The organism is Serratia sp. CY29653, assembly GCF_052169255.1.
Lineage (GTDB): Bacteria > Pseudomonadota > Gammaproteobacteria > Enterobacterales > Enterobacteriaceae > Serratia > Serratia sarumanii.
Window position 1 is genome coordinate 225,482 of the sequence record NZ_JBJNLC010000002.1, and the last position, 25,413, is coordinate 250,894.

Genomic DNA, 25,413 nt, shown 5'->3' on the forward strand with positions numbered 1-25,413 from the left:
CAGGATTTAGTTATCGTTCAGTTCCGGGAACAGGCCTGGATCCTGTTCAAGCTGCTCCAGCACACGCTGGGTGGCCGCCGCGCTCATGCCAAAGCGGCGTACGCCCAGCCGATGCAACGCGCGCACCGTGTCCAGATCGCGAATGCCGCCGGCCCCTTTGATCGGGATGCGGCCACGCAGCTGATCGGCGATGATCGCCACTTTCTCCACCGTGGCGCCGGTCGGTGTCCAGCCGGTGGAGGTTTTCACCCAGGCCATGCCGACTTCGACGGCGATATCGCACACCCGACGGATCTGCTGCTCGTTCAGATAGTGCGTCTCCAGAATGACTTTGGCCGGCACCGGCGCGGCGGCCTCGACTACCCGGCGCAGATCTTCGCGCACGTAGCCGTAATCCCCCGACAGCACCTTACCGATGTTCACCACCATATCGACCTCGCGCGCGCCCTCGGCGATCAGCTGGCGCACCTCCTGCACCTTGAGGTCGGTGGTCTGCCCGCCGCCGGGAAAGCCGACCGGCCCGCCAATCATCACGTCCGCCTGGCCGCGCTCCGGCAGCAGGGTGCTGAGGAAACGCGTCCAGCACGGCAGCACGTGTACCGAGATGATGCGATAGCGGCTGGCCAGCGCGGCGCAGTGGCGCACGTCTTCCTCGGTATTGGTGGCTTGCACCGCGCTCAGGTCGATCAACCTGGCCATGCGTCTGGTTGTTTCATTCATTGCGTTTATCCTTCTTTTATTTTCATTTGATTTTATTTATTCACCTTATTCTCTTTCATATGGCTTTAAAATGAGCATTTGGTGAAATTGTGATCGGATCTGCGGTTTTGTGGTGAGGGGCGTGAAAGGGAGAAGAAAAAAAGGGCGCGATCTAACAGATCGCGCCCTGGGGGTTGACGTTGGGGGGAAGCGTTACAGCAGCCAGTCCAGCAATACCACGCCGCACAGGCTGATAGCCCAGGCGATAGTGGTGGGTACCGACCACACCATCATCTGTTGGCGCACGTCCTTGATGCCCATCATGCGGTTGACCACCCAGAACATGCTGTCGTTGAAGTAGCTGAAGAACAGCGCGCCCAGGGTGGCCGCCTGCGCCGCCGCCAGCATATTGACGCCGGGCAGCAGGCTGACGATCGGTGCCGAGATAGAGGCGGCGGTGATCATCGCCACCGTGCCGGAGCCCTGTATCACCCGCACCAGCGTGGCGATGACGAACGGGATCAGCACCGGCGAGATCGGCAGCCCGGCGACCTGTTCCGCCAACTGCGTGCCGGCGCCACTCTCGCGCAGCACCGCCCCCAGCGCGCCGCCGGCGCCGGTAACCAGCAGGATGATGCCGGCGGTCTGCAGGCCTTCTTCCAGCCGCTCCAGCGTGTCGTGCTTATTGGCGTGCGGCATCAGGGTGTACACCGCCAGCAGCACGCTGATCGCCAGCGCGATCATCGGCGAGCCGAGAAACGCGAAGCTTTGGCCCCACAGGCTCTCCGCCAGCCAGCCCATGCCCTCGCGCTTGGCCAGCATATTGTTGACCGCGTTGACGAAGATCAGCCCGATCGGCGTCAGGATCGGCAGCAGCGACAACATCAGGCTCGGCAGCGCCTTGCCCTCTTTCTCCGCCAGATACTGCTGATGCGCGGCGCGCAGATCCTGCGGCGCTTCCTCTTCCTGCGGCATAAAGTCCGGGTAGCGCGCGCCCAGCCAGCGCGCATACAGCACGATGCCGATCACGCAGGGAATGGCTAGCACCAGCCCGGCCAGCATCATGGCACCGATATCCACGCCGAAGATGCCCGCCACGCCCAGCGGCCCCGGCGTCGGCGGCACCGCGTGGTGGGTGAGGATCAGCCCGCCGGCCAGCGCGACGCCGAGCGTCAGCAGGTTGCGCTTGCCCTTTTTCGCCAGCGCCTTGACCAGCGGATAAAGGATGACGAACGCCGAATCGACGAAGATCGGGATACTGACGATATAGCCGGTGATGGCCAGCGCCCACTCCTCGCGCCTTTTGCCCAGCCACTTGATAAAGCTGTAAGCGATCTGCTCGGCGGCGCCGGAGACCTCCAGCACCCGGCCCATCATCACCCCCAGCCCGATGACGATGCCGATGCTGCCGAGCGTGGAGCCGAAGCCCTTGGTGATGGCGTCGACGGTTTGCGTGGCACCCATGCCGCCGGTAATGCCAGCGATGGAGGCGGCGATCAGCATGGCGATCAGCGCATGCACGCGGGTGCGCAGCACCAGGAAAATCAGCGCAAACACCGCCACCGCCAGCCCGATGATTGGGGTATACATCGCCATGATCAGCCCCCGCCTTGCGGCATGTCGTCGCGGATAAAGGCGCGGATAGCCTGCTCGAAGCTTTCATCGGCGGTGAAGCCCAACTGCTGCGCCCGCCGGGTGTCGAACTCGCCCGGCCAGCCGGCGACGATGCGGTTGATGGCGGCGTCCGGCTCGAATCGCACCCGCGCGGCGACGGCGTCACCGGCCACCGCGCGCAGCGCTTCGAGCATCTCCCGCACGCGCACGCTGATGCCGGGCAGGTTGAGCGTGCGCAGCGCGCCGAACGCGGAAGCGGGCAGCGTGGCGGCGTGGATGAAGTTGCTCACCACCGCGGCCGGGCTGGAGAGCCACAGCGCCAGCTCGGCGTCTACTGGGCACACCGCCGGCTCGCCGTGCAGCGGCTCGCGGATGATGCCGCTGGCAAACGACGAGGCCGCCTTGTTCGGCTTGCCCGGCCGCACGCTGATGGTCGGCAGGCGCAGCACGCGGCCATCGACGAAGCCTTTGCGCGCATAGTCGTTGATCAGCAGCTCGCACATCGCCTTCTGCGCGCCGTAGGAGGATTGCGGGGTGACCGCACAGCGATCGTCGATCACCGGCGGCAGCTCACCGCCGAACACTGCCAGCGAACTGGTGAAGATAAATTTCATGCCCGGCGCCCGGTGGCGCGCCGCTTCCAGCAATTGGCGGGTGGCATCGAAATTGACCTGCATGCCGAGATCGAAGTCGCTCTCCGCATGGCTGCTGACGATGGCCGCCAGGTGGAACAGCACGCCGCAGTCGGCGTCGATCAGCCGCTCCGCCGCGCCGGGCTGCGACAGATCGAGCGCCAGACACTGCAGGCGCGCATCCGGCAGCGGGGCGGGCGGCGGGGTGATGTCCGCCAGGATCAGCGTGTCGAAGGCCAGCGGGCAACTGCCGTGCAGCAGCGCTTTCGCCAGCCGCTGGCCGAGAAAACCGGCGCCGCCGGTGATGACGATGTTCATATGGTGCTCCTTTCCCTAGCGTTGTTGTTATCAGAGTTGGACGTTGTGCAGTTGCAGACCGCGCTCGCGCAGCAGCTGCTGCGCCTCCGGCGGCAGCGCGGCGTCGCAGATGATGTCGCTCAGCGCCTCCAGCGGGCAGACGCGGAACATGCCGTATTTGCCGTACTTGCTGCTGTCGGAGACCAGCACCCGGCGGCGGGCGACCTCCAGCAGCGCCTGCTTGACCAGCACCTTCTCCTCGTGCGGCGTGGAGAGGCCGTGCTCCAGATCCCACGAGCTGGTGCTGATGAAGGCCACGTCGATATTCAGGGTGCGCAACAACATGGCGGCGCTGTTGCCGACGCAGGAGTAGTTGCGCTGATCCACCTGGCCACCGGTGTGGAACAGGCTGAGCTGCGGGCGATTCATCAGGTGCTGGATGATGGAAAAATCGTTGGTGACTACCGTCAGATTGAAACGCTCCGCCAGGCTGCGGGCGATCTCGAAGGTGGTGGTGCCGGCGTCCAGATAGACCACCTGACCGTCTTCCACCAAGCCGGCGGCGTATTTGCCGATCTCGCGCTTGTGGCGATGGTGCAGCTGCGCCTTCTCGCAATAGGCCAGCTCCTGGCGCAGCGCCTCGCTCAGGCGCACGCCGCCGCTGACGCTGACCACCTTGCCTTGCTCTTCCAGCACGCGGATATCGCGCCGCACCGTCATGTGGGAGACGCTCATCAGCTCCGACAGCGCGCTGATGCTCGCCAGCTGATATTCATGCACATAGCGATAGATGTAATCGCGGCGTTCAGACGGGATCATGTTCGCTCCTGTGGCCCCGGCGGCGGCAGGGGCGCCGCGAAGCTGTTATTTTTTGTTATGGAGGAACATCTTCAACCATCGCGATTAACAAGTAAGCGACAGTTATCACAAATGCCGGCGTGGGGATTGGGACGGTTTTGTTATTTAACTTTATGATTAATTGTTTGTTATTGGATTTTTTCGGCGTTTTGTTGTGCAACACTATCTTGTGATAATTAATGTGACGCGCCACAAGGTTTGTGAAGCGGGCGGGGCGGGAAAGCGGCGAGGAAGGGCCGGCAAACGTGCGCTGCGGCGCTTTTTTCGACACTTAACTCATTGAACAACGGATAAGTGTTGCGTGACGATCGCGGGAAGGTATAATGCACCCGTTTTCCGCATACTACTTCAGTGCCGAAGTGGCGAAATCGGTAGACGCAGTTGATTCAAAATCAACCGTAGAGATACGTGCCGGTTCGAGTCCGGCCTTCGGCACCATCGGAACATCAATAGACGTCAACGGACGTCTTTTTTTGTGCCTGAAATCCAGTATCCGCAAGGCTTCCCGCGATTTTCCTTTCAACAGAAGTCAATCTGAGTCAACCCACATCAAGTTGCTTGTGAGTATAGAACCGAGTATATATGCTGGTTCGATAATGGTTGTATACTCACAGTGGCACATGGACGGAGAACTTTTATGGCTCTGACAGATATCAAAGTGCGTTCTGCGAAACTGCAGGAAAAGGAGTACACCCTAGTCGATGGGGATGGCATGTTTTTGCTGATTCACCCCAACGGCTCAAAATACTGGCGGTTCCGCTTTCGCTTTGGCGGTAAGCAGCACCTGATGGCGTTTGGGGTTTATCCTGAAACGTCATTAGCTGATGCTCGTCAAAAGAGGGAAGAGGCCAGAAAGCTTGTTGCTGCAGGTATCGATCCCCGTCAACACAAACGTGTAGTGAAAGAAGAGCAGGTGAAAGAGGCTATTACCTTTGAGTCAGTTGCCAGAGAGTGGCATGCAACTAACAAGAAATGGTCAGAGGAACACAGTCGACGGGTGCTTAAAAGTCTGGAAGATAATCTGTTCCATGCAATCGGCAAACGTAGTATTGAGGATTTGAGAACTCGCGATCTGCTTGCTCCTATCAAAGTTGTAGAAGCTACAGGCAATGTGGACGATACCGGCAGAGCGAGAAGCTATCGAAGGAGTGAAGCATTCGCAGCGTGGCTCGAAAATGCGTACACCACATTTGGTGCCCTTATCTCGGCAGGCACTGGACATCCTCAAACAGGTTCATAAGCTCAGTGGAAATCGAGATTTTGTTTTCGTTGACGATCATAACCCTCGTAAGCCCATGAGTGGAAACACGGTTAACAAGGCTCTACGGGTTATGGGATATGACACTAAGGTTGAGGTTTGTGGGCATGGCTTCAGAACTATGGCGTGTAGCTCGTTAATTGAACCTGGATTGTGGCCAAGAGATGCGGTAGAACGGCAGATGAGCCATATGGAACGTAACTCTGTGCGGGCGGCTTATATTCATAAGGCAGAACATTTGGATGAGCGGCGATTGATGTTGCAATGGTGGGCGGATTATCTCGAAGCAGTAAGAAAAAAATCTATTACCCCTTTTGATTACGCAAAGACTAATGATTTTGGAGTGTAAGTTTTGCTATTGTTTTAAAAACCATTAAAAACAAGTTGTTATCATGTTTCAAGTCCTCGGTGAGAGTTAGGTTGATGGAGTAGTGAAACTAGTAATCATCCTATAATAAGCTGAATTTGTGTTGATTATATTGAAAATAGATAATATTCGAAAAATCTATGAATCACTTTGAAAGATTTTCTTCATCAATACTGTTGTAACCTACGGCCATTGAAAGCTTTGCACACAAGCTATAAAGTCCCAGAATTGCTTAGATGAATGCTATCATTGGCGCTGTCCCGATCGGGGGAGCAGGGAGGGTACTCTCTTGTGCCATGCGATTAATCACTGGAGCTCTAAGTGAAATTTAGTGGGACTAAATACTAATTGGAACGTGAGATAAGAATGCACAAAGATCCCTCTATAATAGTTAATGTGAATCTTCGCGAAGCCAAACTTAAAAAGAAGGTTCGTGAGCATCTACAATCCTTGGGTTTTACAAGATCTGATTCAGGGGCGCTCCAGGCCCCGGGAAATACCAAAGATGTAATACGGGCTCTTCATAGTGCTCAACGAGCTGAGCGGATTTTTGCAAACCAAAAGTTCATAACGCTAAAAGCTGCAAAGCTTATGAAATTTTTCGCATCCGGCAATGAGGTCATCCCGGATAAGATTTCACCGGTACTTGAACGCGTAAAGTCAGGAACCTGGCAAGGAGATCTCTTTAGGTTAGCAGCATTAACTTGGTCCGTACCTGTTTCAAGCGGATTTGGAAGGCGTCTTCGGTATCTTGTATGGGATGAAAGCAATGGGAAATTGATAGGGTTGATCGCAATTGGTGACCCTGTGTTCAACCTTGCAGTCCGAGATAATTTGATTGGGTGGGATACCCATGACAGAAGTTCCCGGCTTGTTAATTTGATGGATGCATACGTCCTCGGCGCTCTTCCCCCTTATAATGCCCTGCTCGGAGGAAAACTAATTGCTTGCCTGCTTCGTAGCCGCGATCTTTATGATGACTTTGCAAAGGTCTATGGTGATACCGTTGGGGTAATATCTCAAAAAAAGAAACAAGCACGTCTTTTGGCTATTACAACAACATCGTCTATGGGACGTTCATCGGTATATAATCGTTTAAAGCTGGATGGAGTTCAGTATTTAAAATCAATTGGATATACAGGCGGTTGGGGGCATTTTCATATACCTGATAGCTTGTTCATTGAATTACGTGATTACTTACGTGATATGGATCACGCTTATGCAGATCATTATATGTTTGGAAATGGGCCTAACTGGCGTTTGCGTACAACTAAGGCAGCTTTAAATGCATTAGGATTTAGAGATAATTTGATGAAGCATGGAATTCAACGTGAAGTTTTCATCAGTCAGCTAGCAGAAAATGCAACTAGTATTCTGCAAACAGGCAAAGGTGAACCGGAACTAACCTCTTTGCTTTCTGCTAAAGAGATTGCTGAGTGTGCGATGGCGCGATGGATGGTTCCGCGAGCAATACGCAATCCAGAATATCGGCTTTGGAAAGCAAGAGATCTATTTGGTTTTATTAGTAATGATTTGCTAAACTTACACCAGTTTTATGAGACAGCGAAAACAGTTGGCTAATCTAAGCTGAAGGGGGGGGTAAGTGAACTACGCCATTGATAAGTTCACCGGGACACTGATATTAGCAGCTCGAGCATCGAAATATGCTCGATATGTTTGCCCAGTTTGTGAAAAAGGTGTTAGCCTCCGTAAGGGAAAGGTTGTCCCCCCATATTTTGCTCATTTGCCCGGCCATGGTACGTCAGACTGTGAAAATTTTGTTCCCGGACATTCCTTCATTGCCGGAACTATTAAAACTATTTCAAAGCGATGTATGGAGTTACGCTTATTGATTCCTGTCGGAAGTAATAGTCGAGAGTGGTCATTAGAGCTAGCGTTGCCAACCTGTAATTTATGTAGAGCAAAGATAACGTTAGATGTTGGAGGCAGAAGCCAAACGCTTGATATGAGGAGTATGGTAAAGAGTCGCCAGATTGGTGCTGAATTATCAGTGAAATCTTACCGTATTGTTTCATATAGTGGTGAGCCAGATCCAAAATTTGTTACTGAAGTTGAAAGAGAATGCCCTGGACTACCTAATGTGGGGGCTGCAGTTTTCACCGCTCTAGGGCGTGGGGCATCGAAGGGGTTTCCACGAGCACGAGAGTTAAGATGTATTGAAACGTTTGCCTTTCTTTGGAGGCACCCTGTTGCTCCAGATTTTCCTGATGAATTAGAAATAGAAAATTTAGCTAGCAAACAGGGATGGAATTTAGCTCTTGTTACAATTCCTGAAACCCTCTCCGTGGAGAGTATTTCATGGCTAAAATCTTTTACACACCTTCCTGTTGTCCCTGCTAGAGCATCTATTACAGCAATTTGGCCATTCCTAAATCAAAACACAAGTATTAATCAGGTAGAATGTGTTCATTCTGACACAGTATTGTTGTCAGCAAATATGGTATCAACATTATCACAAAATGTTGGACCAACTATGTACGCACAAGGTTCCTCTTTATTACTTTCAGCGATTGGTGTTGAAAAATCACCTGCATTCTTCGTTCTTAATCCAGGGGAAAGTGAGTTTGTAGGCGTTTCTGGCTCAATTGAGCAGGACGTAAACTTATTTTTTTCTTTCTATTCAAAAAACGATTCTCCCAGAAAATACCCATCAATAGATTTGGTCCTTACTAAGGAAAATAAAGAGAAAACCATAGTTTCATTACATCAAAGAAAATGTATTGAAGTTATGATGGAAGCCCGAAGACTCGGCCATAAATTAGAATATATGTCTATGCCTTCTGGTGTTGAAGGCGTGGCGAGAATTCAAGGGAAAACTGAGAGTAGTGTTATTAAGCTGGTTTCTAATGATGACATTGCAGCTCATGATGAGAGCATGCGGTTACTCTCTCCTGTTGCATTATCAAAATTATCTGATTACTTAGCAAACTTAACATGTCATGTGGAAATAGACTTTTTAGGGCTGGGTAAAATATTTTTACCTAGCTCTACTACGCTGCCATTGGATGAAGAGGGATTTATTGAATTATCTCCTGATCTTCGCTCACGGATATTAAGTTTTATACTTCAAATGCATCTCATAACCCCTACCTTTAGTTTAAATAATGATTTTTTATTAGTTAAAAAATTAGTAGGTTTGCAGCCGGAACCACACTTATTACCGCATCATAGAGCATTGGTAAAAGAAGTTAAGACCAATGGATTTGAATTTAACCGCTTGATATAAGGTGCCTTCGAATGAGTTACCAATATAGCCAAGAGGCAAAGGAACGGATCTCTAAGTTGGGACAATCCGAAATTATTGACTTTATCAATGAGATTTCTCCAGCTTTACGGCGTAAAGCTTTTGGTTGCTTACCAAAAGTACCTGGATTCAGGGTCGGACATCCTACTGAAATTAAAGAAAAACAGAAAAGATTGATTGGATATATGTTCCAGTCACATACTTCCTCTGAGGAGAGGATTGCATGGAAAAGTTTTTCTCTTTTTTGGCAGTTTTGGGCTGAAGAAAAAATTGATAAATCATTTAGTATCCATAAAAATTTAGGATTTGAAGAGAACTCTGGCTCTGTTTTTATTAGAGAACTTGCCAAGAACTTTCCTAAAGTTGCTAAAGAGAATGTCGAGCGCCTGTTTATTTTTAGCGGATTTGCTGATGCTCCTGACGTTATAAATGCATTTGATCTTTTTCCTCCTGCAGTTGTTCTTGCTCGCGATATTGTGGTTGATACTCTTCCTATTCGTTTAGATGAGCTTGAAGCACGTATTGGCCTAACTGCGAATAACGTGGAGGAAAAAAATAAAAACATAAAAAATCTTGAGTCAAAAATAGATGCTTTTGCCGAACAGATTGACATGTGTTTTAACAATGAAAAGCGCAACTTAAAAATAATTACTGAACTGCAATCTTTGATAACTTCAGAGGCAAAACAAGCTGATATTATTAATAAATCTATTGACGAACTTTATCATTTTAATAAAAAAAATAAACAGTTAATATTATCTCTTCAAGAAAAATTAGATTTTAATGCTTTGGCTATAGATGACATTTCCGAGCATGAAAAAATTATTAAAAGTATGGTTAATGAAATTGAAGAATTAAAAAGCACATTAACTATCTTGTGTGATAATGAAAGAAATAATAACGAGTTAGATAATGTCAATGAATTTAAAAAACTCTCTGAACGAATAGATGCACTTGAAATAAATACATCTCAAGCTTGTGCGGTGGGCATGGCCAATAAACTTACAAAATTCCATGAAATAGCGCACCATGAAAATTATGAATATCTTTCATCCTATGAAGATATATTGAATATAATTTCTTTAAATTTACAGTCTGTTGGTTTAACAAAAGATTCAGCAGAAACATTGGCTCGATTGACATTAGCAACTTTTGTTTCTGGACAAATCATTCAATTTAGCGGTTCTTTGGCAGATATTGTCGCTGATGCAATTGCCCTTGCTATTGGTGCACCACGTTATCACGTATGGAGAGTTCCAGTTGGAATTATTTCCGACATGGATGCTTTTGATTTTATAGAGACTATAGCTGAATCATCTCGCTGTCTCATTTTGAAAGGAGCCAATCTTTCAGCATTTGAGATTTATGGCGCGGCAATTAGAGATATAGTTGTTCAACGGCAAATATATCCAACAAATTATGACCATCTTGCATTGATAGCTACTTGGAAACAAGGCCCTGCTACATTCCCTGATGGGGGAATGTTGGCAGAATTAGGGCCAGTTATTGACACTGATACATTAAAAATGCGTGGTTTATCTGCTATTTTACCCCAATTGAAACCTGGTTGTCTTGTAAAGGATAAATGGGCAAATATTGATGGGCTACAGCTTGATAGTATCGATGAATATGTAGATGAATTAAGAGTATTACTGGCCGAAGCTGGATTTGATGGGGGAACTTTGTGGAAGAGAATGGTGCGTATTTTTTATACCTCCCTTATAAGAATCCCTAATGGAAATTATGTTTATGATCTTTACTCTGTCTTGTCTTTCTATACTCTTACATGGGCAAAAATTAAAGGGGGATCCGTTAAAAAGATAGAGGACATTGCCAATCGAGAATTAAAAAATCATAGTGCAAAAATATCTGCTTGAGGAGGTGATTAATGGAATGGAGGTCAGTATCACGAGACAAAGCACTGGATATGATATCAACTGCATTAAATTGCCGATTTTCTGATGAAGGGTTGAGAATTTCAGTAGTTTCAGAATGCTTAAGGAGCGTATTACATCAATATTCTATATCCGCAACAGAAGAAGTTAGGCAAACTGTAACCTCGCTTCGGCTCACTAGTGCAGTAAGGCGAAAGTTGGTGCCTTTATGGCCAGACATTGCAGATATTGATGATGCTATACATCCAGGCATTATGTCTATATTGGACAGTTTGGCCGAATTGGGTGATATGATTAAGTTAGAAGGTGGTAATTGGCTAACAGCCCCCCCACATGCGGTACGAACTGGCCATAAGATGGCTATTTTTCTTGGTGGAGAGCCTTTCTGTGCATTTTCAACGGGCGTGGTAGCTAAATCTGCTGGAAGAGTTCGCCTGGTTGAACAAGAAGTTTGTACTGGCAGCGTCGAAATCTGGGATGCAAATGAGTGGGTTGGTGCTCCAGCAGAAGGCAATGAAGAATGGTCATCAAAGCTACTATCTAGAACGATTTCCGGCTTTATCGATGCGCCTAGCGATATGAGTGAAACAACTGCATATGTGCGGGGAAAATGGATCCATCTGTCAGAACTTCCTTTTAATGATAAGAAAATCTACTTATGCAGAATGTCCATTGATAATTTCTTTTCCTATTATTTAGGTGAAGTTGAGGCTGGACGGCTATTTAGGATGAATTCGTTAGAATCGTCTGATGATGTCAGAAGATTACGTTTTTTTCTCGATAAAAAAGATAATTGCCCGCTAAAGGTTCGTATCAAAATATCTAATGGGTTAGCAAGACTAAGATTAACCCGGAGATTACCAAGGCGAGAATCGAAGGTACTACTGCTAGGCTGGAGAGAATCAGGTTTTGAAAATGAACATTCAGGAATAACACGCCATGTATTCCCTGAGGAAATATTACCCATAGTGCGTAGCGCTTTTGAAGGGCTTGGCATTATTTGGATTAACGAATCTACACGACGGAATGAAATATGATTAATAAAAATAAAGCAACTGAACGTTCCGGTATACATGAGACCGTGAAAAGCCTTAGTGAGAATTTGAGAAAATATATTGAGGCGCAGTATCATATCCGGGATGAAGGGTTAATTTCTGAGCGACGAGCGCTTTTACAGAAAAATGAAACTATTGCTCAAGCTCCTTATATAGAAGCAACCCCGGTTTATGAGCCAGGCACGCCATACAGTGAATTGCCTATTCCCGAAGCGGCAAGTAATGTGCTAACTCAACTTTCAGAACTTGGAATTGGTCTCTATCAACGACCCTATGAACACCAATCACAGGCACTTGAGTCATTCCTTGGCGAAGACGCTTCTGATCTGGTCATTGCTACAGGTACAGGCTCAGGTAAGACTGAAAGCTTTCTAATGCCGATTATTGGAAAATTGGCGATTGAATCTGCCGAGAGACCTAAATCTGCATCCCTTCCAGGTTGCAGAGCAATTTTATTATATCCAATGAATGCATTAGTTAACGATCAACTTGCTCGTATCAGACGTCTTTTTGGTGATTCTGAAGCCTCTAAAATACTGATGGCTGGAAGATGCGCCCCAGTACGCTTCGGTGGTTATACGGGAAGAACGCCTTACCCTGGTCGTCGTAACTCTAAACGAGACGAGCTTTTTATCAAACCCCTTTTCGACGAGTTTTACAATAAACTCGCAAATAACGCCCCCGTACGTGCGGAACTAAACCGCATTGGTCGCTGGCCAAGTAAAGATCTTGATGCTTTTTATGGGCAAGGCGCATCTCAGACTAAAACCTATGTCTCAGGCAAAAAAACTGGTAAGCAATTTGTTTTGAACAATTGGGGGGAGAGGCTAATTACCCAGCCGGGGGATCGTGAGCTAATGACCCGGCATGAAATGCAGAATCGCTGTCCGGAATTGCTGATAACGAACTATTCCATGCTTGAGTATATGCTGATGCGACCTATCGAGCGTAACATTTTTGAGCAGACTAGGGATTGGCTCAGAGCTGATGCGATGAATGAGCTTATCTTAGTGCTTGATGAGGCGCATATGTATAGAGGGGCGGGGGGGGCAGAGGTAGCCCTTTTAATACGCCGCCTCTGTGCTCGGTTGGATATACCTAGGGAACGCATGCGCTGCATACTTACCAGTGCTAGCTTGGGGTCCATTGAGGATGGAGAACGTTTTGCCCAAGACTTAACTGGTTTATCACCAACCTCTTCGAGGAAATTTCGAATTATTGAGGGTACAAGGGAATCGCGTCCTGGCTCACAAACTGTTACCAGTAAAGAAGCTAACGCACTGGCTGAATTCGACCTAAATTCATTTCAGTGCGTAGCTGAGGATCTTGAATCTGCACATGCAGCAATAGAATCTTTTGCCGAACGAATGGGCTGGCAAAAGCCGATAATAAAAGAACATAGTGCACTACGTAATTGGTTGTTTGATAATTTGACTGGTTTTGGTCCTATCGAAACGCTTATTGAAATAGTTTCAGGTAAGGCGGTTAAGCTAAATATCCTGAGTGAAAGCCTTTTTCCGGACTCTCCTCAACAAATTGCAGAGCGAGCGACAGATGCATTACTCGCATTGGGTTGCTATGCTCAGAGGACTTCCGATGGCAGAGTGCTAATTCCGACCCGCATGCATCTTTTCCATCGAGGACTACCAGGTCTTTATGCCTGTATAGATCCCGATTGTAATCAACGTTTGGGTAACCACAGCGGGCCAACTATACTTGGCCGCCTGTATACGAAACCATTAGATCAATGTAAATGCACTTCAAAAGGGCGAGTCTACGAATTACTAACCCACCGTGACTGCGGTGCGGCTTTTATTCGTGGATACGTTAGTTCCGAAATGGACTTTGTATGGCACCAACCGAACGGACCATTATCAGAGTATGGGGATATCGATCTTGTTCCCATAGAGATCTTAGTCGAGGGAACACCGCATTTACATAGTGATTACCAGGACAGATGGTTACATATAGCAACGGGACTCCTTTCTAAACAGTGTCAAGATGAGAATTCTGGTTATCGCAAAGTTTTTATACCTGACCGAGTTAAGTCTGGATCAGAAATTACATTTGATGAATGCCCCGTTTGTACGCGTAAGACAAGAAGTGATCAGAATGAACCTTCTAAAATCATGGATCATGTTACAAAAGGAGAAGCACCTTTTACAACGTTAGTACGTACACAGATGTCTCACCAGCCCGCTAGCCGTCCTATTGATGGCAAACATCCCAATGGGGGAAAAAAAGTACTTATTTTTTCTGATGGCCGACAAAAAGCAGCTAGGCTGGCACGTGATATTCCTAGAGATATTGAGCTTGATTTGTTTCGGCAGTCCATTGCTCTCGCCTGTTCTAAACTGAAAGATATCAAGCGAGAACCCAAACCAACATCAGTACTTTACCTTGCTTTCCTATCAGTCCTTTCTGAACATGACTTGCTTATTTTTGATGGGGAAGATTCCCGAAAAGTTGTAATGGCCCGTGCTGAATTTGATCGTGATTGTGATGGCGATCTGGCTCAAGCTTTTGATGATGATTTCAGCCCCCAGGAGTCACCATCACGATATAAAATGGCGTTGCTTAAACTTTTATGTAGCAACTACTATTCTCTTTCTGGAACAACAGTTGGTTTTGTTGAACCATCGCAGCTTAAATCAAAAAAAATGTGGGAAGCTGTGCAGGCCAAGAAGCTCAATATTGAGAACAAGGATGTTCATGCTTTAGCTGTTGCTTGGATCGATACCTTACTCACTGAATTTGCTTTTGATGAATCTATTGATTCGACACTACGAACCAAAGCGGCTGGATTCTACAAACCCAACTGGGGTAGTAAAGGACGGTTTGGAAAAGCCCTTAGAAAAACACTGATACTTCATCCAGCTATGGGAGAGCTTTCTGTGGAAGTTTTGGAGGATATTTTTCGTACTCATCTGACATTGGGAAAAGATGGTGTCTACTTTCTTACTCCAAATGCACTTCGCCTGAAAATCGATCTCTTGCATGTTTGGAAGCAATGTAATGACTGCACGGCACTAATGCCATTTGCTTTAGAGCATTCTACTTGCCTTGCTTGTGGTAGTAACAGTGTCAAAACCGTCGATCCGTCGGAAAGCAGCTATATTAATGCACGAAAAGGATTCTGGCGTTCGCCGGTAGAAGAGGTTTTGGTTTCAAATTCGCGGCTTCTGAACCTTAGCGTCGAAGAACATACCGCTCAACTATCACATAGAGATAGGGCCAGCGTTCATGCTACTACAGAACTCTACGAACTGAGATTCCAAGATGTTCTTATTAACGATAACGACAAGCCCATTGATGTACTTAGTTGTACGACGACGATGGAAGTGGGGGTTGATATTGGATCTCTGGTTGCGGTTGCTTTAAGGAACGTCCCTCCGCAACGAGAAAATTATCAGCAACGTGCTGGGCGAGCAGGCCGCCGTGGTGCATCTGTTTCAACGGTAGTTACATATTCTCAAAATGGCCCTCATGATAGTTATTATTTCCTTAATCCTGAACACATTGTTGCGGGTTCTCCTCGAACACCGGAAGTGAAGGTAAATAATCCAAAAATCGCCAGAAGGCACGTTCATTCTTTTTTAGTTCAGACTTTTTTCCACGAGTTAATGGAACAAGGGATTTATAATCCCTTAGAGAAAACGTCCATGCTTGAGAAGGCACTTGGTACTACACGAGAGTTTTTTCATGGGGCAAAAGATACTGGCCTAAATTTCGATGGTTTTGATAATTGGGTCAAAAACCGTATTTTATCTACCAATGGTGATTTGAGAACACGTGTTGCAGCATGGCTTCCTTCTGCACTTGAAACTGGAGGACTTTCTGCTAGTGACTGGTTTGCTAAGGTAGCAGATGAGTTTTTAAATACACTCCATGGGCTGGCTGAAATTGTTCCACAACCTGTCGTTCTGGTTGATGAGAAAAATGAAGATGATGATCAGACCTCTAGTGGGATGAAATTTGAACAAGAAGAATTGCTTGAATTCCTGTTTTACCATGGTTTATTACCAAGTTATGCATTTCCTACAAGCCTCTGTAGTTTCTTGGTTGAAAAAATAGCAAAGAATACTAGAGGTTCTTTTGAGGTACGAACAGTACAACAGCCTCAGCAGTCAATTTCTCAGGCTCTGAGTGAATATGCCCCAGGGCGTTTGATTGTTATTGATAGGAAAACCTATCGCTCAGGCGGCGTTTTTTCTAACGCATTGAAAGGAGAACTAAACCGGGCAAGAGAACTTTTCAATAATCCTAAAAAGTTTATTCATTGCGATAAGTGCTCTTTTGTACGCGATCCTCATAATAATCAGAATGGCGAAAATATTTGTCCGATCTGTGGTGGCATTTTAAAAGAAGAAATAATGATTCAGCCCGAAGTCTTTGGACCTGAAAAGGCCAGAGAACTTAATGAGGACGACAGAGAGCAAGAAATCACCTATGCAACAGCGGCACAATATCCACAACCTGTTGATCCTGAGGATTTTAAGTTCAATAAAGGTGGTGCTCATATTGTTTTTACTCACGCAATAGATCAGAAACTGGTAACGGTGAACCGAGGAAAGAATGAGGGGGAATCTAGCGGTTTTTCAGTGTGTTGCGAATGTGGTGCTGCCTCCGTTTATGATTCCTACTCGCCGGCAAGAGGGGCACATGAAAGACCGTATAAATATATATCCACTAAGGAAACGCCACGTTTATGCTCAGGCGAATATAAACGAGTTTTTCTCGGACATGATTTCCGTACAGATTTGCTTTTATTACGATTAACTGTTGGGTCTCCTCTTGTAACTGACACTTCAAATGCTATCGTTCTACGAATGTATGAAGATGCATTATATTCAATAGCGGAAGCACTTAGGCTTGCAGCTAGTCGCCATAAACAACTAGATCTTGATCCTGCTGAGTTTGGCTCCGGTTTCAGGATTTTACCCACTATAGGGGAAGATACTCAGACATTGGATCTCTTTCTATATGATACTTTGTCTGGCGGTGCGGGTTACGCGGAAGTAGCTGCAGCGAATCTAGATGACATTCTTACTGCAACACTCGCATTATTAGAATGTTGTGAGTGTGACACATCCTGTACAGATTGCCTCAATCATTTCCACAACCAGCATATACAAAGCCGCCTCGATAGAAAACTAGGTGCATCTTTACTTCGTTATGCTCTGTACGGAATGGTTCCTCGTTGTGCTTCACCTGGTATTCAGGTGGAAAAATTGTCTCAATTAAGGGCAAGTCTGGAATTGGATGGTTTCCAATGTCTTATTAAGGGAACTCAAGAGGCACCTATGATTGTGAGCTTGAATGGCCGTTCTGTTGCAGTGGGAAGTTACCCTGGCCTTATTGATCGAACAGACTTTCAACACGATGTATATAAGGCTAAGAAGACTAATGGTCATATAGCCTTTAATGAATACCTTCTTCGTTCAAATCTGCCACAAGCACATCAAAATGTTAGGAAATTGTTGCGCTGATAGCAGTGTTGGGTGCCCTAAAGTCTTGTAGGGCACTCAAAGTTATTCCCTTTTACTTTTGTTAATAGCATGTATTTCTAGGCTTTCAGTCCTTGAGCTGGCATAAACTGAAGCCATAAATGTACTTATGAGAGAAAATGTGACCGTTTAGCTCGCCAGCAACTGTTGCACAATGTAAAATATTCCTATTGAGAACAATAAGGTAATGGAACTTCTGAGCAATGAGCGAGTCGGTTAAACTTAGTTTTTATCGAGTACATGAATGTGGTTACTACTCATGGGGTAATAATACTCCTGTTTTTGGCTCACTTCAGGAGCTCCTGACAGATCTTCACCTTTGGAGCACGGATAAGAGCATAGAAAACACTAAACTTTATGAGCCACAGGTTGGTAGTGATTATCTTGCCACTTACTTATTGGATATCAATAGATTAGGCGATGATTGGTTAGTTACTACCTGGAATGAAGTTCCATCAACCGAAGCGGGAGTTGCTTCTGTGATTAGGGATTCAAGTGTTACTGCGCCTGATGTAGTTATGAACCAGATACAAGATAACTCTATTCCTGGTTACGCCACATATTTTTGGATTTTACCTAGTTATGGCTTATTTGCCAGTTTGCGGTTCAAAAATAGAACTCAAACAGGGCAACCTCCGTTCAGGAAATATATTGAACAAGCTCTTTCATTGATATCTTCTTATGTGAGATATGGTGAGGATGAAGAAGACGGTTCCAGACGGGTGATTGGCTATGCACCAACCGGAGAGGATTTAATGAGTCCAGGTCCTTCTCCACGTTTTAAGACATCTCTGGCATATGATGTTGGTAATCGAGAGTACATTAGGGAAAATGCTAATCGAGTTAGCAAAATTATTCGTAAAGAGACATTGAGGTTAAACCATGCTGATGAACGACAGTGGTGGCAGTCAGCTTTAAGCCGCCTTGGCATTAGTAGTGGTCACGATTACCGGAGAATGGATGAGGTGAATGTAAGGTATGAATTGCGTCCGGAGTTTTTTGGTTTACAAGATGTTGATTCAATGATGCAGGAGTGGGATGATTCTGAACATGTGCGTTCAGAATGGGATGATTATGGCTTTACGTTTAAAGGTAATTCCGCTAAGGTTCATTGGTTGAGCCATAGTACACTGACAGCATTCACTGAACTAAATGTTGTTTGGGATAATAACGAAGTCGTCAATGGGGAATCGTTATTATCACTTTTAACCGCTGGTAAGGCTGTGCTTCTACAACAAATACGCGAGGAGTAATGTTTCGGAATATACTAAAGTCGTTCGTCATACTTTTACTCATCGGGCTGATCAGTTCGGGGTTTTGGTATGGACGAAATATTCCGTTTGCCCAGCAGTCCCCACTTTTTGAAGCTCTTCGCACAACAGCATCTATCATATTTGCTGTTGTAGGAGCATGGATGGCAATCATCTATCCAGAAAGATTACGCTTCACATTCAAACCAAGCAGTAGTGAAAACACTTCCATGCCAGTGAATATGGGAAAATTACTACATCCTGCTGTAAACTCAACATTTATTTTGTGTATTGTCCTCTTTGTTGGAGTTTTAGCGCCAGTAGTTAAGCAAATCCCCTATTTACTTCCTTATAAAGAACCACTACGAGGTTTGTCGTTTAGTCTGCTCATGATGCTCACATTTTGGCAAATATGGACGGTTATTTTAACCTTGGTTCCTGCTGATATGATCAAAAACAAAGTGGATCATGAAAACGCAAAAGTTACAGGCCGAAAGAGTTTTTTCTCGCAAACTCAAAAAGTTAGTGATAAACGTAATAATTCCTAAACTATGTTAGTTGTAACTTGCTCTGACCAGGGTTTTGAAAGGATGAGAGTTACCGATTTGTGCTGGGTGTCGAATTTTAATACAAAAAATAACTCTCTTGTTTAATACTATTAAATAAATTGCAAATTTAAAAACTGGTTTCTTAAACTAGCTAAATAATTCAACAATGTGTCAAATATGAGTGAAATAATAGGTGATAACGTGATGGGCCTATTGTTACTGCGAACAGTACGATGAATATGGTATCGGTGTCCTGATTAACTTTTACTACTGTGAAATTAGCCTGGAAAATTGTTTTGAATTTAAAAGGGTTCGCATAGGATCTCATTTATGCCACTCTCACACTAATCGAGAAATATGCTGCTTTAGCTAGGTTGAAGTGAAAGAATAATCCACCCAGAAACAAGACTGTATGTCAGAGCGGTCTGGATTCACCATTATCGTGTATTCATAAAGAGTTAGGCCTCCTCAGCCCGGATAGTGCTGTAAGTATCCCGGCAAAACGGCCCATTCACTTTAGAGAACTGATTATGTCCCCTGAGGAGATCGCCATGCGTAAAGCCCGATTCACTGAACACCAGATCATCGCCGTTCTGAAGTCCGTTGAAGCCGGACGTACCGTCAAGGATGTGTGCCGTGAGGCCGCTACTTCGGAAGCCAGCTATTACAACTGGAAGGCGAAATATGGCGGGATGGAAGTGGCCGATATTAAAAAAATTAAAGATCTTGAGGATGAGAATCGACGTTTGAAAAAGATGTTTGCCGACCTGAGCCTTGAGTGCCGGGCACCTAAAGACGTCATCGAAAAAAAGCTTCAGAACCAGCGATAAAGAGTGAACTCGTCAGCTATCTGACGGCACAATTTGCCATGAGTTTACGCCAGGCCTGCAGGATGTTATCGCTGAGCAGGACTGTGTATTTTATCAGCCAGATACCCGGCGTGATGAACCGGTGATCCATGCGCTGACTGAGCTGGCAGAACGCTATCCGCGCTATGGTTTTAAGAAGTTTTTCCAACTGCTGCGCAGGCAGGGCAATACCTGGAACCATAAACGTGTTCGCCGGATTTACTGCCTGCTGAAACTGAATTTTCGTCGCAAGGGAAAACAGCGAATGCCTGTGCGTAATCCAGCACCACTGGCGACGCCGCAAGCGTTAAACCAGAGCTGCTCCATCGATTTTATGCACGACGCGCTGGTCTGCGGCAGACGCTTCCGGACCTTTAATGTGGTGGATGATTTTAACCGTGAAGCACTGGCGATAGAAATCGACCTGAATATCCCGGCTCACCGAGTCACCCGGGTGCTGGACAGGATCGTGGTAAACCGCGGCTACCCGCTGAAAATGCGTATGGACAACGGGCCAGAACTGGTCTCGCTGGCGCTGGCACAATGGGCCGAAGAACATGGCGTGCAGCTCGAATTTATCAAGCCGGGTAAGCCTACACAAAATGCTTTTATCGAACGGTTCAACCGGACATACTGGACAGAAATCCTGGATTTTTACCTGTTCAGAACACTGAATGAAGCACGGGAAATTACCGAGCGCTGTCTGATGGAATATAACAACGAGCGGCCTCATGAATCCCTGAATAACCTGACGCCGGAAGAGTACCGGCTGATGGCTGAAAAACCGGAAACCTCAAAAAGTGCGTGGAACTAAAACAGGTGTGCTTACAAGAGCAACAATGATAAGACTGCTAGCAGGGGGAAACTGGGCGAAGTTATTTTAAATAAACTCGCCCACCTTAAAGTAATTAAGATAGGCGAGTTTTTTATTAGACTGAACTATATAAGGTCAGTCTCTTTCAACTCCAATTTCACCATCAGCTGTTTATTCACCTCTTTCCCATCTACCCCGCTATGAATCCGCCGATGGCAAGTTGGGCAGATGGCACCCACCCACTGCGGGTGATCGGGGCCTTCGTCGGCTAGGCGTTTAGTGTGATGGGGTTCGAGGTAGGGATCGCCGTTCCTTTTCTTGAACGGTGCCGGCTGATCGCAGGCTTCGCAGATACCATTGGCGCGCTTCAGCACGTATTTTTTTACGTCTTCGCTGCGTTTGAACCAGGATTTTTTGCTGTCGCTCTGTTGGCGCTGGCCTGATTGCTTTGAGGATTGCAGTGCCTTCTTGCGCAACTGTTCGAGCGTCTCTGTCTGCGTCTCAGCTTCATCGGTTTCTGCTTCTTCTTCGACCGCATGCAGTGACGAGACTTTAAACAGGTTAAAGGTAATGCCTTGCCGCATATTATTATCGAAATCTAAGCACTGGATATGATCCCAAGAGTCACACTCAAACATGCCAAGATAGCGGACGCCTTTTTCTTTCTTGTTGTCTTCGAACAGGAAGATGTCTTTGCCGTCTTTTTTATGGTCGCGGATGGATTTATTGCCTCGAATAAATTCCATAGGGCCTTTTTGGCCTTCTCCCGTATAAGAGAAGCTGCCTTCGGTTGTCCATCCATCTTTGTAGCCGTAGGTTTCGCCGCTTTCTCCGGTGAAGATAAAGATCACCGGGAATTCCCGCGGGGTCCAGATACCGCCTTGCAACTGCCCGCCGTAAAGCTCGATCAGCGCTTTGCGTGTGTACAGTTTGCCTTCGGTTAAATAGTCAAAAGGATGCGGTGTTTCGACGATCTCAAAACCGAGGCCTTTGAGAAATTGGATGGTTTTTTCCGTTTCGCTATCGGTGTTGATTCCCTTAAACGGATAACCATGCTGCTCACTGTATGCTCTAGCGGCAATGCCTCGGATATCGTACTTCTCGCCATTATAAAGAAGGGTGTATTTCTTAAATCGCTTTATTTTATGTTGTTTTAAGAATTCATCTCGGCCAAGTTTTTTATATTCTTCGATCGCTTTTAAAACGGATTCTTTTGAAGATAACGTCTCTATTGCAGTTGCCAAAACCACATCCTCACATTGCCGAGTTGACTCTGAGCAATGTGCTTGCTGACGAGAGCAGTATGCATCAATACCCAGCAGTTAACTCATCGATTTACCGAATGTGTTAACTATGCCAGGTAGGGGAGGAAATGCCTACCTTGATGAATGCTTTTGTTGTGATATGTCATTCAGTTCTATTGGAAATCGTGGGTGGGAAGGGCGATGAGCATCGCCCTGATTGCCATTTACGTTAGCCGCGGGCTTCCATCTCCCGCAACGCCCGCCCGTAAAGATTACACAGCGCAGGAACCAGATGTGCCGTGGCGTTGAGGTAGCGATTCATCTGCTCCCAGCCTTCGGCATCCAGCTGTGGGTGTTTTTGCAGCAAATGGCCGAACAGAATCAGTCCGTGGCACAGACCTTCCGCCTGCTCGGCAGAGAGTGCGGCCAGGTCTAAAAGTTCTGAAGGGTTAAAAGTGCTGAGATCGAGGTGGTTAAACAGTTGGCGGTAGAGGGTAAGGGTGCTTGCAACGGATTCTGTAGTGGGAGTCTTTGTCATGGGTGCATCTCCGTATGTCATTAGCTAATGACTATCACCAGAGACGCTAAACTCGGGTGGTAGCCCAGACGGGGTTAGCGTCACCGGGACATACGAACCGGCGCTTCTTGCGAAGCCCCCGCCTGAGCCACCATTATTTGGAGTGAACTAAAGCTGCTGCATTATTACATAATACAGCGGTAGTATGTCAGATTCGGAACGCTAACTCCGGCTGCGAATTTTGCCGCAGCGGAAAAACTATAGCGTTATCAGTAAAAGGAAAAAATAAGCTGTATGGAATTACAGTTTATTTGCTTTTAGGATTGGAATGTACCTCGCAATTCGGCATATCATCTTTGCGTCGAACTATCAGTCATCCATTCATGGATAATATTTCCTCATTAAGATTTATAAATAATGGAATATGATGAAAGCTAATTGCTTAAAGGTCATTGCAGGAGCGATATTGTTAAGCGCCTGCACTGGCGATCGTCTCGATCAGCGCTATGCACCAGATATCCCTATTTTTGCCCATGCTAAAGCGAATGGCGATATCTGCATCTCTCCGTCACCAAAAGAAAACGAAAGGCAAGATACGCTCTATCTCACTGGTGATGCTGATGAGAAATTGATTGAGGTGGGGAATCAGGATCTTAAAAAGGGTATTTGCGTTACGCAGAACGATTACCCGTTTCAGGAAAATCATACCTACAGCATGAGGCTAAATTTTGTGCCGATTGAGAAGCGCAGAAACCTGCAGGATGTTTCCGGCAGGGCCTTTATTGCTCACTTCAAAGTGACAAAACTCAATGGTGTTTACGAAATTGAAAATATCACACAGGGCAGCAGATACGCAGGGACAAAATGAAACGGATCTTCCCCCTCACTTTCCCCTTCCTGCTCGCAGGCTGTCCGTCGATAGGCGATCGTATCCCCGTAGACTATCCCGCTACCGCCAACCTGCGTGAGGGCAAAGTATGCATCACCGTTCAGCCGCAGGGAGACGAAAAACTTGCGGGCATCTCGATCTACCGATTGGATGAGGCGCAGAGCCGCACGTTCAAATTCTTCGAACCGCTGCGGGATGTTGCCCCCGATCAGTGCATTCCTGATGAGGGCTACGTATTTACGCCGGGGCAGCAATACCATTTCTCCGCGAAGCTGGTCTCCCTCAACAAACAGCAGTCAGGTGAGTTTCCCTCTGCGCGTGAGTTCGTCGCCGAATTCGTTGTGCAGCAGGAAGGCAATCAACTTAGGTTGGAAGCCCTCCGCACCCCACGCTAACCCCACCGCCCAAACCTACCCCAAATCCCCCCCATTGCTGGCGATCACCTTCTTATACCACCAGAACGATTTCTTGCGGGTGCGGGCGAGGGTGCCGTTGCCCTGGTCGTCGCGGTCGACGTAGACAAAGCCGTAGCGCTTGCTCATTTCGCCGGTTGAGGCGGCCACCAGGTCGATGCAGCCCCAGGTGGTGTAACCCAGCACCGGCACGCCGTCGGCGATGGCGTCGGCGATGGCGCGGATGTGTTCGCGCAGGTAGCTGATGCGGTAGTCGTCTTCTATCTCGCCTGCTGCATTGAACTCGTCGTGCGCGCCCAGGCCGTTTTCCACCAGGAACAGCGGCTTTTGGTAGCGGTCGTACATCATGTTCATGGTGATGCGCAGCCCCAGCGGATCGATGCCCCAGCCCCAGTCGCTGCGCGGCACGTGCGGGTTCGCCAGCGATTTCACCACGTTGGCGGCGCTGCTGTTGTTGTCGTTCATGTCGGCGGAGGCGCAGCGCGAGGCGTAGTAGCTAAAGGAGACGAAGTCGACGGTGTGCTCCAGGATGTCGGCGTCTTCCGGTTCCATGACGATGCTGACGTCTTTCTCACGGAATACGCGGGCGGCGTAGGAGGGGTAAGCGCCGCGCGCCTGCACGTCGATAAAGAACAGGTTTTCGCGATCTTTCTCCAGCGCGGCCCACACGTCTTCCGGCTTGCTGGACCACGGGTAGAAGTTGCCGCCGGCCAGCATGCAGCCCACCTGGTTGGCGGGGTTCACTTCGTGGGCGATGCGCGTCGCCAGCGCGCTGGCCACCAGTTCGTGGTGCGCGGCCTGGTATTTCACCTGTTCGGGGTTTTCGTCCGCTTCAAACACCAACCCCGCGCCGGAGAACGGGCTGTGCAGCAGGATGTTGATCTCGTTGAAGGTCAGCCAGTATTTCACCAGCCCGTCGAAGGCTTCGAAGCAGGTGCGGGCGTAGCGGGTGAAGAACTCCACCATCCTGCGGCTGCGCCAGGAGCCGTATTCGGTCACCAGGTGCATCGGCACGTCGAAATGGCACAGTGTGACCAGCGGCTCGATGCCGTATTGGCGGCACTCTTCGAACAGGCTGCGGTAGAAGGCGATGCCTTCGGCGTTAGGCGTCAACTCGTCGCCGTTGGGGTAAATCCGGCTCCAGGCGATGGAGGTGCGGAACACGGTAAAGCCCATCTCCGCCATCAGCGCGATGTCGTCGCGGTAGCGGTGGTAGAAATCGATGGCGTCGTGGCTGGGGTAAAACTCGTCGTCGCGCAGGCTAAAGCGCTTCTCCAGCCCGAGTTTGACCGCCATGCGGTGCGGGCCGTGCGGGATCATATCGACGGTGGTCAGCCCTTTGCCGCCCTCGCGATAGCCGCCTTCCGCCTGGTTGGCGGCCAGTGCGCCGCCCCATAAAAATCCTGTCGGGAATGTTGAGTCAGACATGCAATCCTCTGGTGT

At 47.6% G+C, this 25,413-nt stretch carries 17 protein-coding genes, 1 tRNA gene and 2 pseudogenes; 12 read left to right on the forward strand and 8 right to left on the reverse strand.

Annotated elements, in window-relative coordinates; genetic code table 11:
- Positions 1-6: 6 nt before the first annotated feature.
- The 5 genes from deoC to ACJ8HN_RS14655 all read right to left on the reverse strand — a co-directional run bounded on the left by deoC (position 7) and on the right by ACJ8HN_RS14655 (position 4,371).
- On the reverse strand, positions 7-720 hold the full coding sequence (gene deoC / locus ACJ8HN_RS14635) for a deoxyribose-phosphate aldolase (protein WP_442523622.1): 714 nt from the start codon (positions 718-720) through the stop codon (positions 7-9).
- 192 nt (positions 721-912) lie between these two features.
- A complete protein-coding gene (locus ACJ8HN_RS14640; RefSeq protein WP_074027173.1) occupies positions 913-2,298 on the reverse strand; it encodes a GntP family permease in 1,386 nt (461 codons plus the stop codon).
- Positions 2,298-3,263, reverse strand: coding sequence for a D-erythronate dehydrogenase (denD, locus tag ACJ8HN_RS14645; RefSeq protein WP_033652796.1), 966 nt, complete (start codon positions 3,261-3,263; stop codon positions 2,298-2,300). The genes ACJ8HN_RS14640 and denD overlap by 1 nt, the downstream gene beginning before the upstream one ends.
- Positions 3,264-3,293: 30 nt before the next feature.
- Positions 3,294-4,061 carry a DeoR/GlpR family DNA-binding transcription regulator gene (locus ACJ8HN_RS14650; RefSeq protein ID WP_060422656.1) on the reverse strand — a complete coding sequence of 256 codons (768 nt, stop codon included), beginning with the start codon at positions 4,059-4,061 and terminating at the stop codon, positions 3,294-3,296.
- 55 nt (positions 4,062-4,116) lie between these two features.
- Complete coding sequence (locus tag ACJ8HN_RS14655; protein ID WP_442523623.1) at positions 4,117-4,371, reverse strand: hypothetical protein; 255 nt, start codon at positions 4,369-4,371, stop codon at positions 4,117-4,119.
- Between the two features lie 82 nt (positions 4,372-4,453).
- On the opposite strand from ACJ8HN_RS14655, the gene ACJ8HN_RS14660 reads away from it, so the two are divergent.
- The 10 genes and pseudogenes from ACJ8HN_RS14660 to ACJ8HN_RS14705 all read left to right on the forward strand — a co-directional run bounded on the left by ACJ8HN_RS14660 (position 4,454) and on the right by ACJ8HN_RS14705 (position 20,907).
- Positions 4,454-4,538 (forward strand) — tRNA-Leu (locus ACJ8HN_RS14660).
- A 199-nt stretch (positions 4,539-4,737) separates the two neighbouring features.
- A pseudogene (locus ACJ8HN_RS14665) lies at positions 4,738-5,707 on the forward strand (tyrosine-type recombinase/integrase).
- Positions 5,708-6,091: 384 nt separating this feature from the next.
- Positions 6,092-7,306 carry a Druantia anti-phage system protein DruA gene (gene druA / locus ACJ8HN_RS14670; protein ID WP_197828163.1) on the forward strand — a complete coding sequence of 405 codons (1,215 nt, stop codon included), beginning with the start codon at positions 6,092-6,094 and terminating at the stop codon, positions 7,304-7,306.
- A gap of 22 nt (positions 7,307-7,328) precedes the next feature.
- Positions 7,329-8,972 carry a Druantia anti-phage system protein DruB gene (gene druB / locus ACJ8HN_RS14675; RefSeq protein ID WP_197828165.1) on the forward strand — a complete coding sequence of 548 codons (1,644 nt, stop codon included), beginning with the start codon at positions 7,329-7,331 and terminating at the stop codon, positions 8,970-8,972.
- Positions 8,973-8,983: 11 nt separating this feature from the next.
- Positions 8,984-10,867 (forward strand): Druantia anti-phage system protein DruC, encoded by a 1,884-nt coding sequence (druC, locus tag ACJ8HN_RS14680; RefSeq protein ID WP_197828167.1) that lies wholly within the window; start codon positions 8,984-8,986, stop codon positions 10,865-10,867.
- Positions 10,868-10,878: 11 nt separating this feature from the next.
- Positions 10,879-11,922 carry a Druantia anti-phage system protein DruD gene (gene druD / locus ACJ8HN_RS14685; RefSeq protein ID WP_442523624.1) on the forward strand — a complete coding sequence of 348 codons (1,044 nt, stop codon included), beginning with the start codon at positions 10,879-10,881 and terminating at the stop codon, positions 11,920-11,922.
- Complete coding sequence (druE, locus tag ACJ8HN_RS14690; RefSeq protein ID WP_442523625.1) at positions 11,919-17,429, forward strand: Druantia anti-phage system protein DruE; 5,511 nt, start codon at positions 11,919-11,921, stop codon at positions 17,427-17,429. Before druD ends, druE begins: the two co-directional genes overlap by 4 nt.
- A 221-nt stretch (positions 17,430-17,650) precedes the next feature.
- Complete coding sequence (locus ACJ8HN_RS14695) at positions 17,651-18,700, forward strand: hypothetical protein (RefSeq protein WP_442523626.1); 1,050 nt, start codon at positions 17,651-17,653, stop codon at positions 18,698-18,700.
- Between the two features lie 161 nt (positions 18,701-18,861).
- Complete coding sequence (locus tag ACJ8HN_RS14700; protein ID WP_442523627.1) at positions 18,862-19,245, forward strand: hypothetical protein; 384 nt, start codon at positions 18,862-18,864, stop codon at positions 19,243-19,245.
- A 551-nt stretch (positions 19,246-19,796) separates the two neighbouring features.
- A pseudogene (locus ACJ8HN_RS14705) lies at positions 19,797-20,907 on the forward strand (IS3 family transposase).
- Positions 20,908-21,032: 125 nt separating this feature from the next.
- On the opposite strand, the gene ACJ8HN_RS14710 reads toward ACJ8HN_RS14705, so the two are convergent.
- A complete protein-coding gene (locus tag ACJ8HN_RS14710) occupies positions 21,033-22,151 on the reverse strand; it encodes an HNH endonuclease (RefSeq protein WP_442523628.1) in 1,119 nt (372 codons plus the stop codon).
- A gap of 229 nt (positions 22,152-22,380) precedes the next feature.
- The gene (locus ACJ8HN_RS14715) at positions 22,381-22,689 is read right to left on the reverse strand and encodes a hypothetical protein (RefSeq protein ID WP_442523629.1); all 309 of its coding nucleotides are present in this window, start codon (positions 22,687-22,689) and stop codon (positions 22,381-22,383) included.
- 406 nt (positions 22,690-23,095) lie between these two features.
- Here ACJ8HN_RS14715 and ACJ8HN_RS14720 point away from each other — a divergent pair, with 406 nt between their 5' ends.
- A complete protein-coding gene (locus tag ACJ8HN_RS14720; protein ID WP_442523705.1) occupies positions 23,096-23,536 on the forward strand; it encodes a putative T6SS immunity periplasmic lipoprotein in 441 nt (146 codons plus the stop codon).
- A complete protein-coding gene (locus ACJ8HN_RS14725) occupies positions 23,533-23,952 on the forward strand; it encodes a putative T6SS immunity periplasmic lipoprotein (protein ID WP_442523630.1) in 420 nt (139 codons plus the stop codon). The genes ACJ8HN_RS14720 and ACJ8HN_RS14725 overlap by 4 nt, the downstream gene beginning before the upstream one ends.
- Before the next feature lie 15 nt (positions 23,953-23,967).
- On the opposite strand, the gene ACJ8HN_RS14730 is transcribed toward ACJ8HN_RS14725, so the two are convergent.
- Positions 23,968-25,398, reverse strand: a complete 1,431-nt coding sequence (locus ACJ8HN_RS14730) for a 6-phospho-beta-glucosidase (RefSeq protein WP_442523631.1) — start codon at positions 25,396-25,398, stop codon at positions 23,968-23,970.
- Positions 25,399-25,413: the final 15 nt, after the last annotated feature.

Excerpts from the sequence above, each read along its gene's own strand:
- druC (WP_197828167.1), top strand. The coding sequence starts at position 8,984 with ATGAGTTACCAATATAGCCAAGAGGCAAAGGAACGGATCTCTAAGTTG.
- ACJ8HN_RS14715 (WP_442523629.1), bottom strand. The coding sequence starts at position 22,689 with ATGACAAAGACTCCCACTACAGAATCCGTTGCAAGCACCCTTACCCTC.
- druA (WP_197828163.1), top strand. The coding sequence starts at position 6,092 with ATGCACAAAGATCCCTCTATAATAGTTAATGTGAATCTTCGCGAAGCC.
- ACJ8HN_RS14730 (WP_442523631.1), bottom strand. The coding sequence starts at position 25,398 with ATGTCTGACTCAACATTCCCGACAGGATTTTTATGGGGCGGCGCACTG.
- deoC (WP_442523622.1), bottom strand. The coding sequence starts at position 720 with ATGAATGAAACAACCAGACGCATGGCCAGGTTGATCGACCTGAGCGCG.
- druD (WP_442523624.1), top strand. The coding sequence starts at position 10,879 with ATGGAATGGAGGTCAGTATCACGAGACAAAGCACTGGATATGATATCA.
- ACJ8HN_RS14720 (WP_442523705.1), top strand. The coding sequence starts at position 23,096 with ATGAAAGCTAATTGCTTAAAGGTCATTGCAGGAGCGATATTGTTAAGC.
- druE (WP_442523625.1), top strand. The coding sequence starts at position 11,919 with ATGATTAATAAAAATAAAGCAACTGAACGTTCCGGTATACATGAGACC.
- ACJ8HN_RS14650 (WP_060422656.1), bottom strand. The coding sequence starts at position 4,061 with ATGATCCCGTCTGAACGCCGCGATTACATCTATCGCTATGTGCATGAA.
- ACJ8HN_RS14700 (WP_442523627.1), top strand. The coding sequence starts at position 18,862 with ATGGCAATCATCTATCCAGAAAGATTACGCTTCACATTCAAACCAAGC.
- ACJ8HN_RS14695 (WP_442523626.1), top strand. The coding sequence starts at position 17,651 with ATGAGCGAGTCGGTTAAACTTAGTTTTTATCGAGTACATGAATGTGGT.
- denD (WP_033652796.1), bottom strand. The coding sequence starts at position 3,263 with ATGAACATCGTCATCACCGGCGGCGCCGGTTTTCTCGGCCAGCGGCTG.
- ACJ8HN_RS14725 (WP_442523630.1), top strand. The coding sequence starts at position 23,533 with ATGAAACGGATCTTCCCCCTCACTTTCCCCTTCCTGCTCGCAGGCTGT.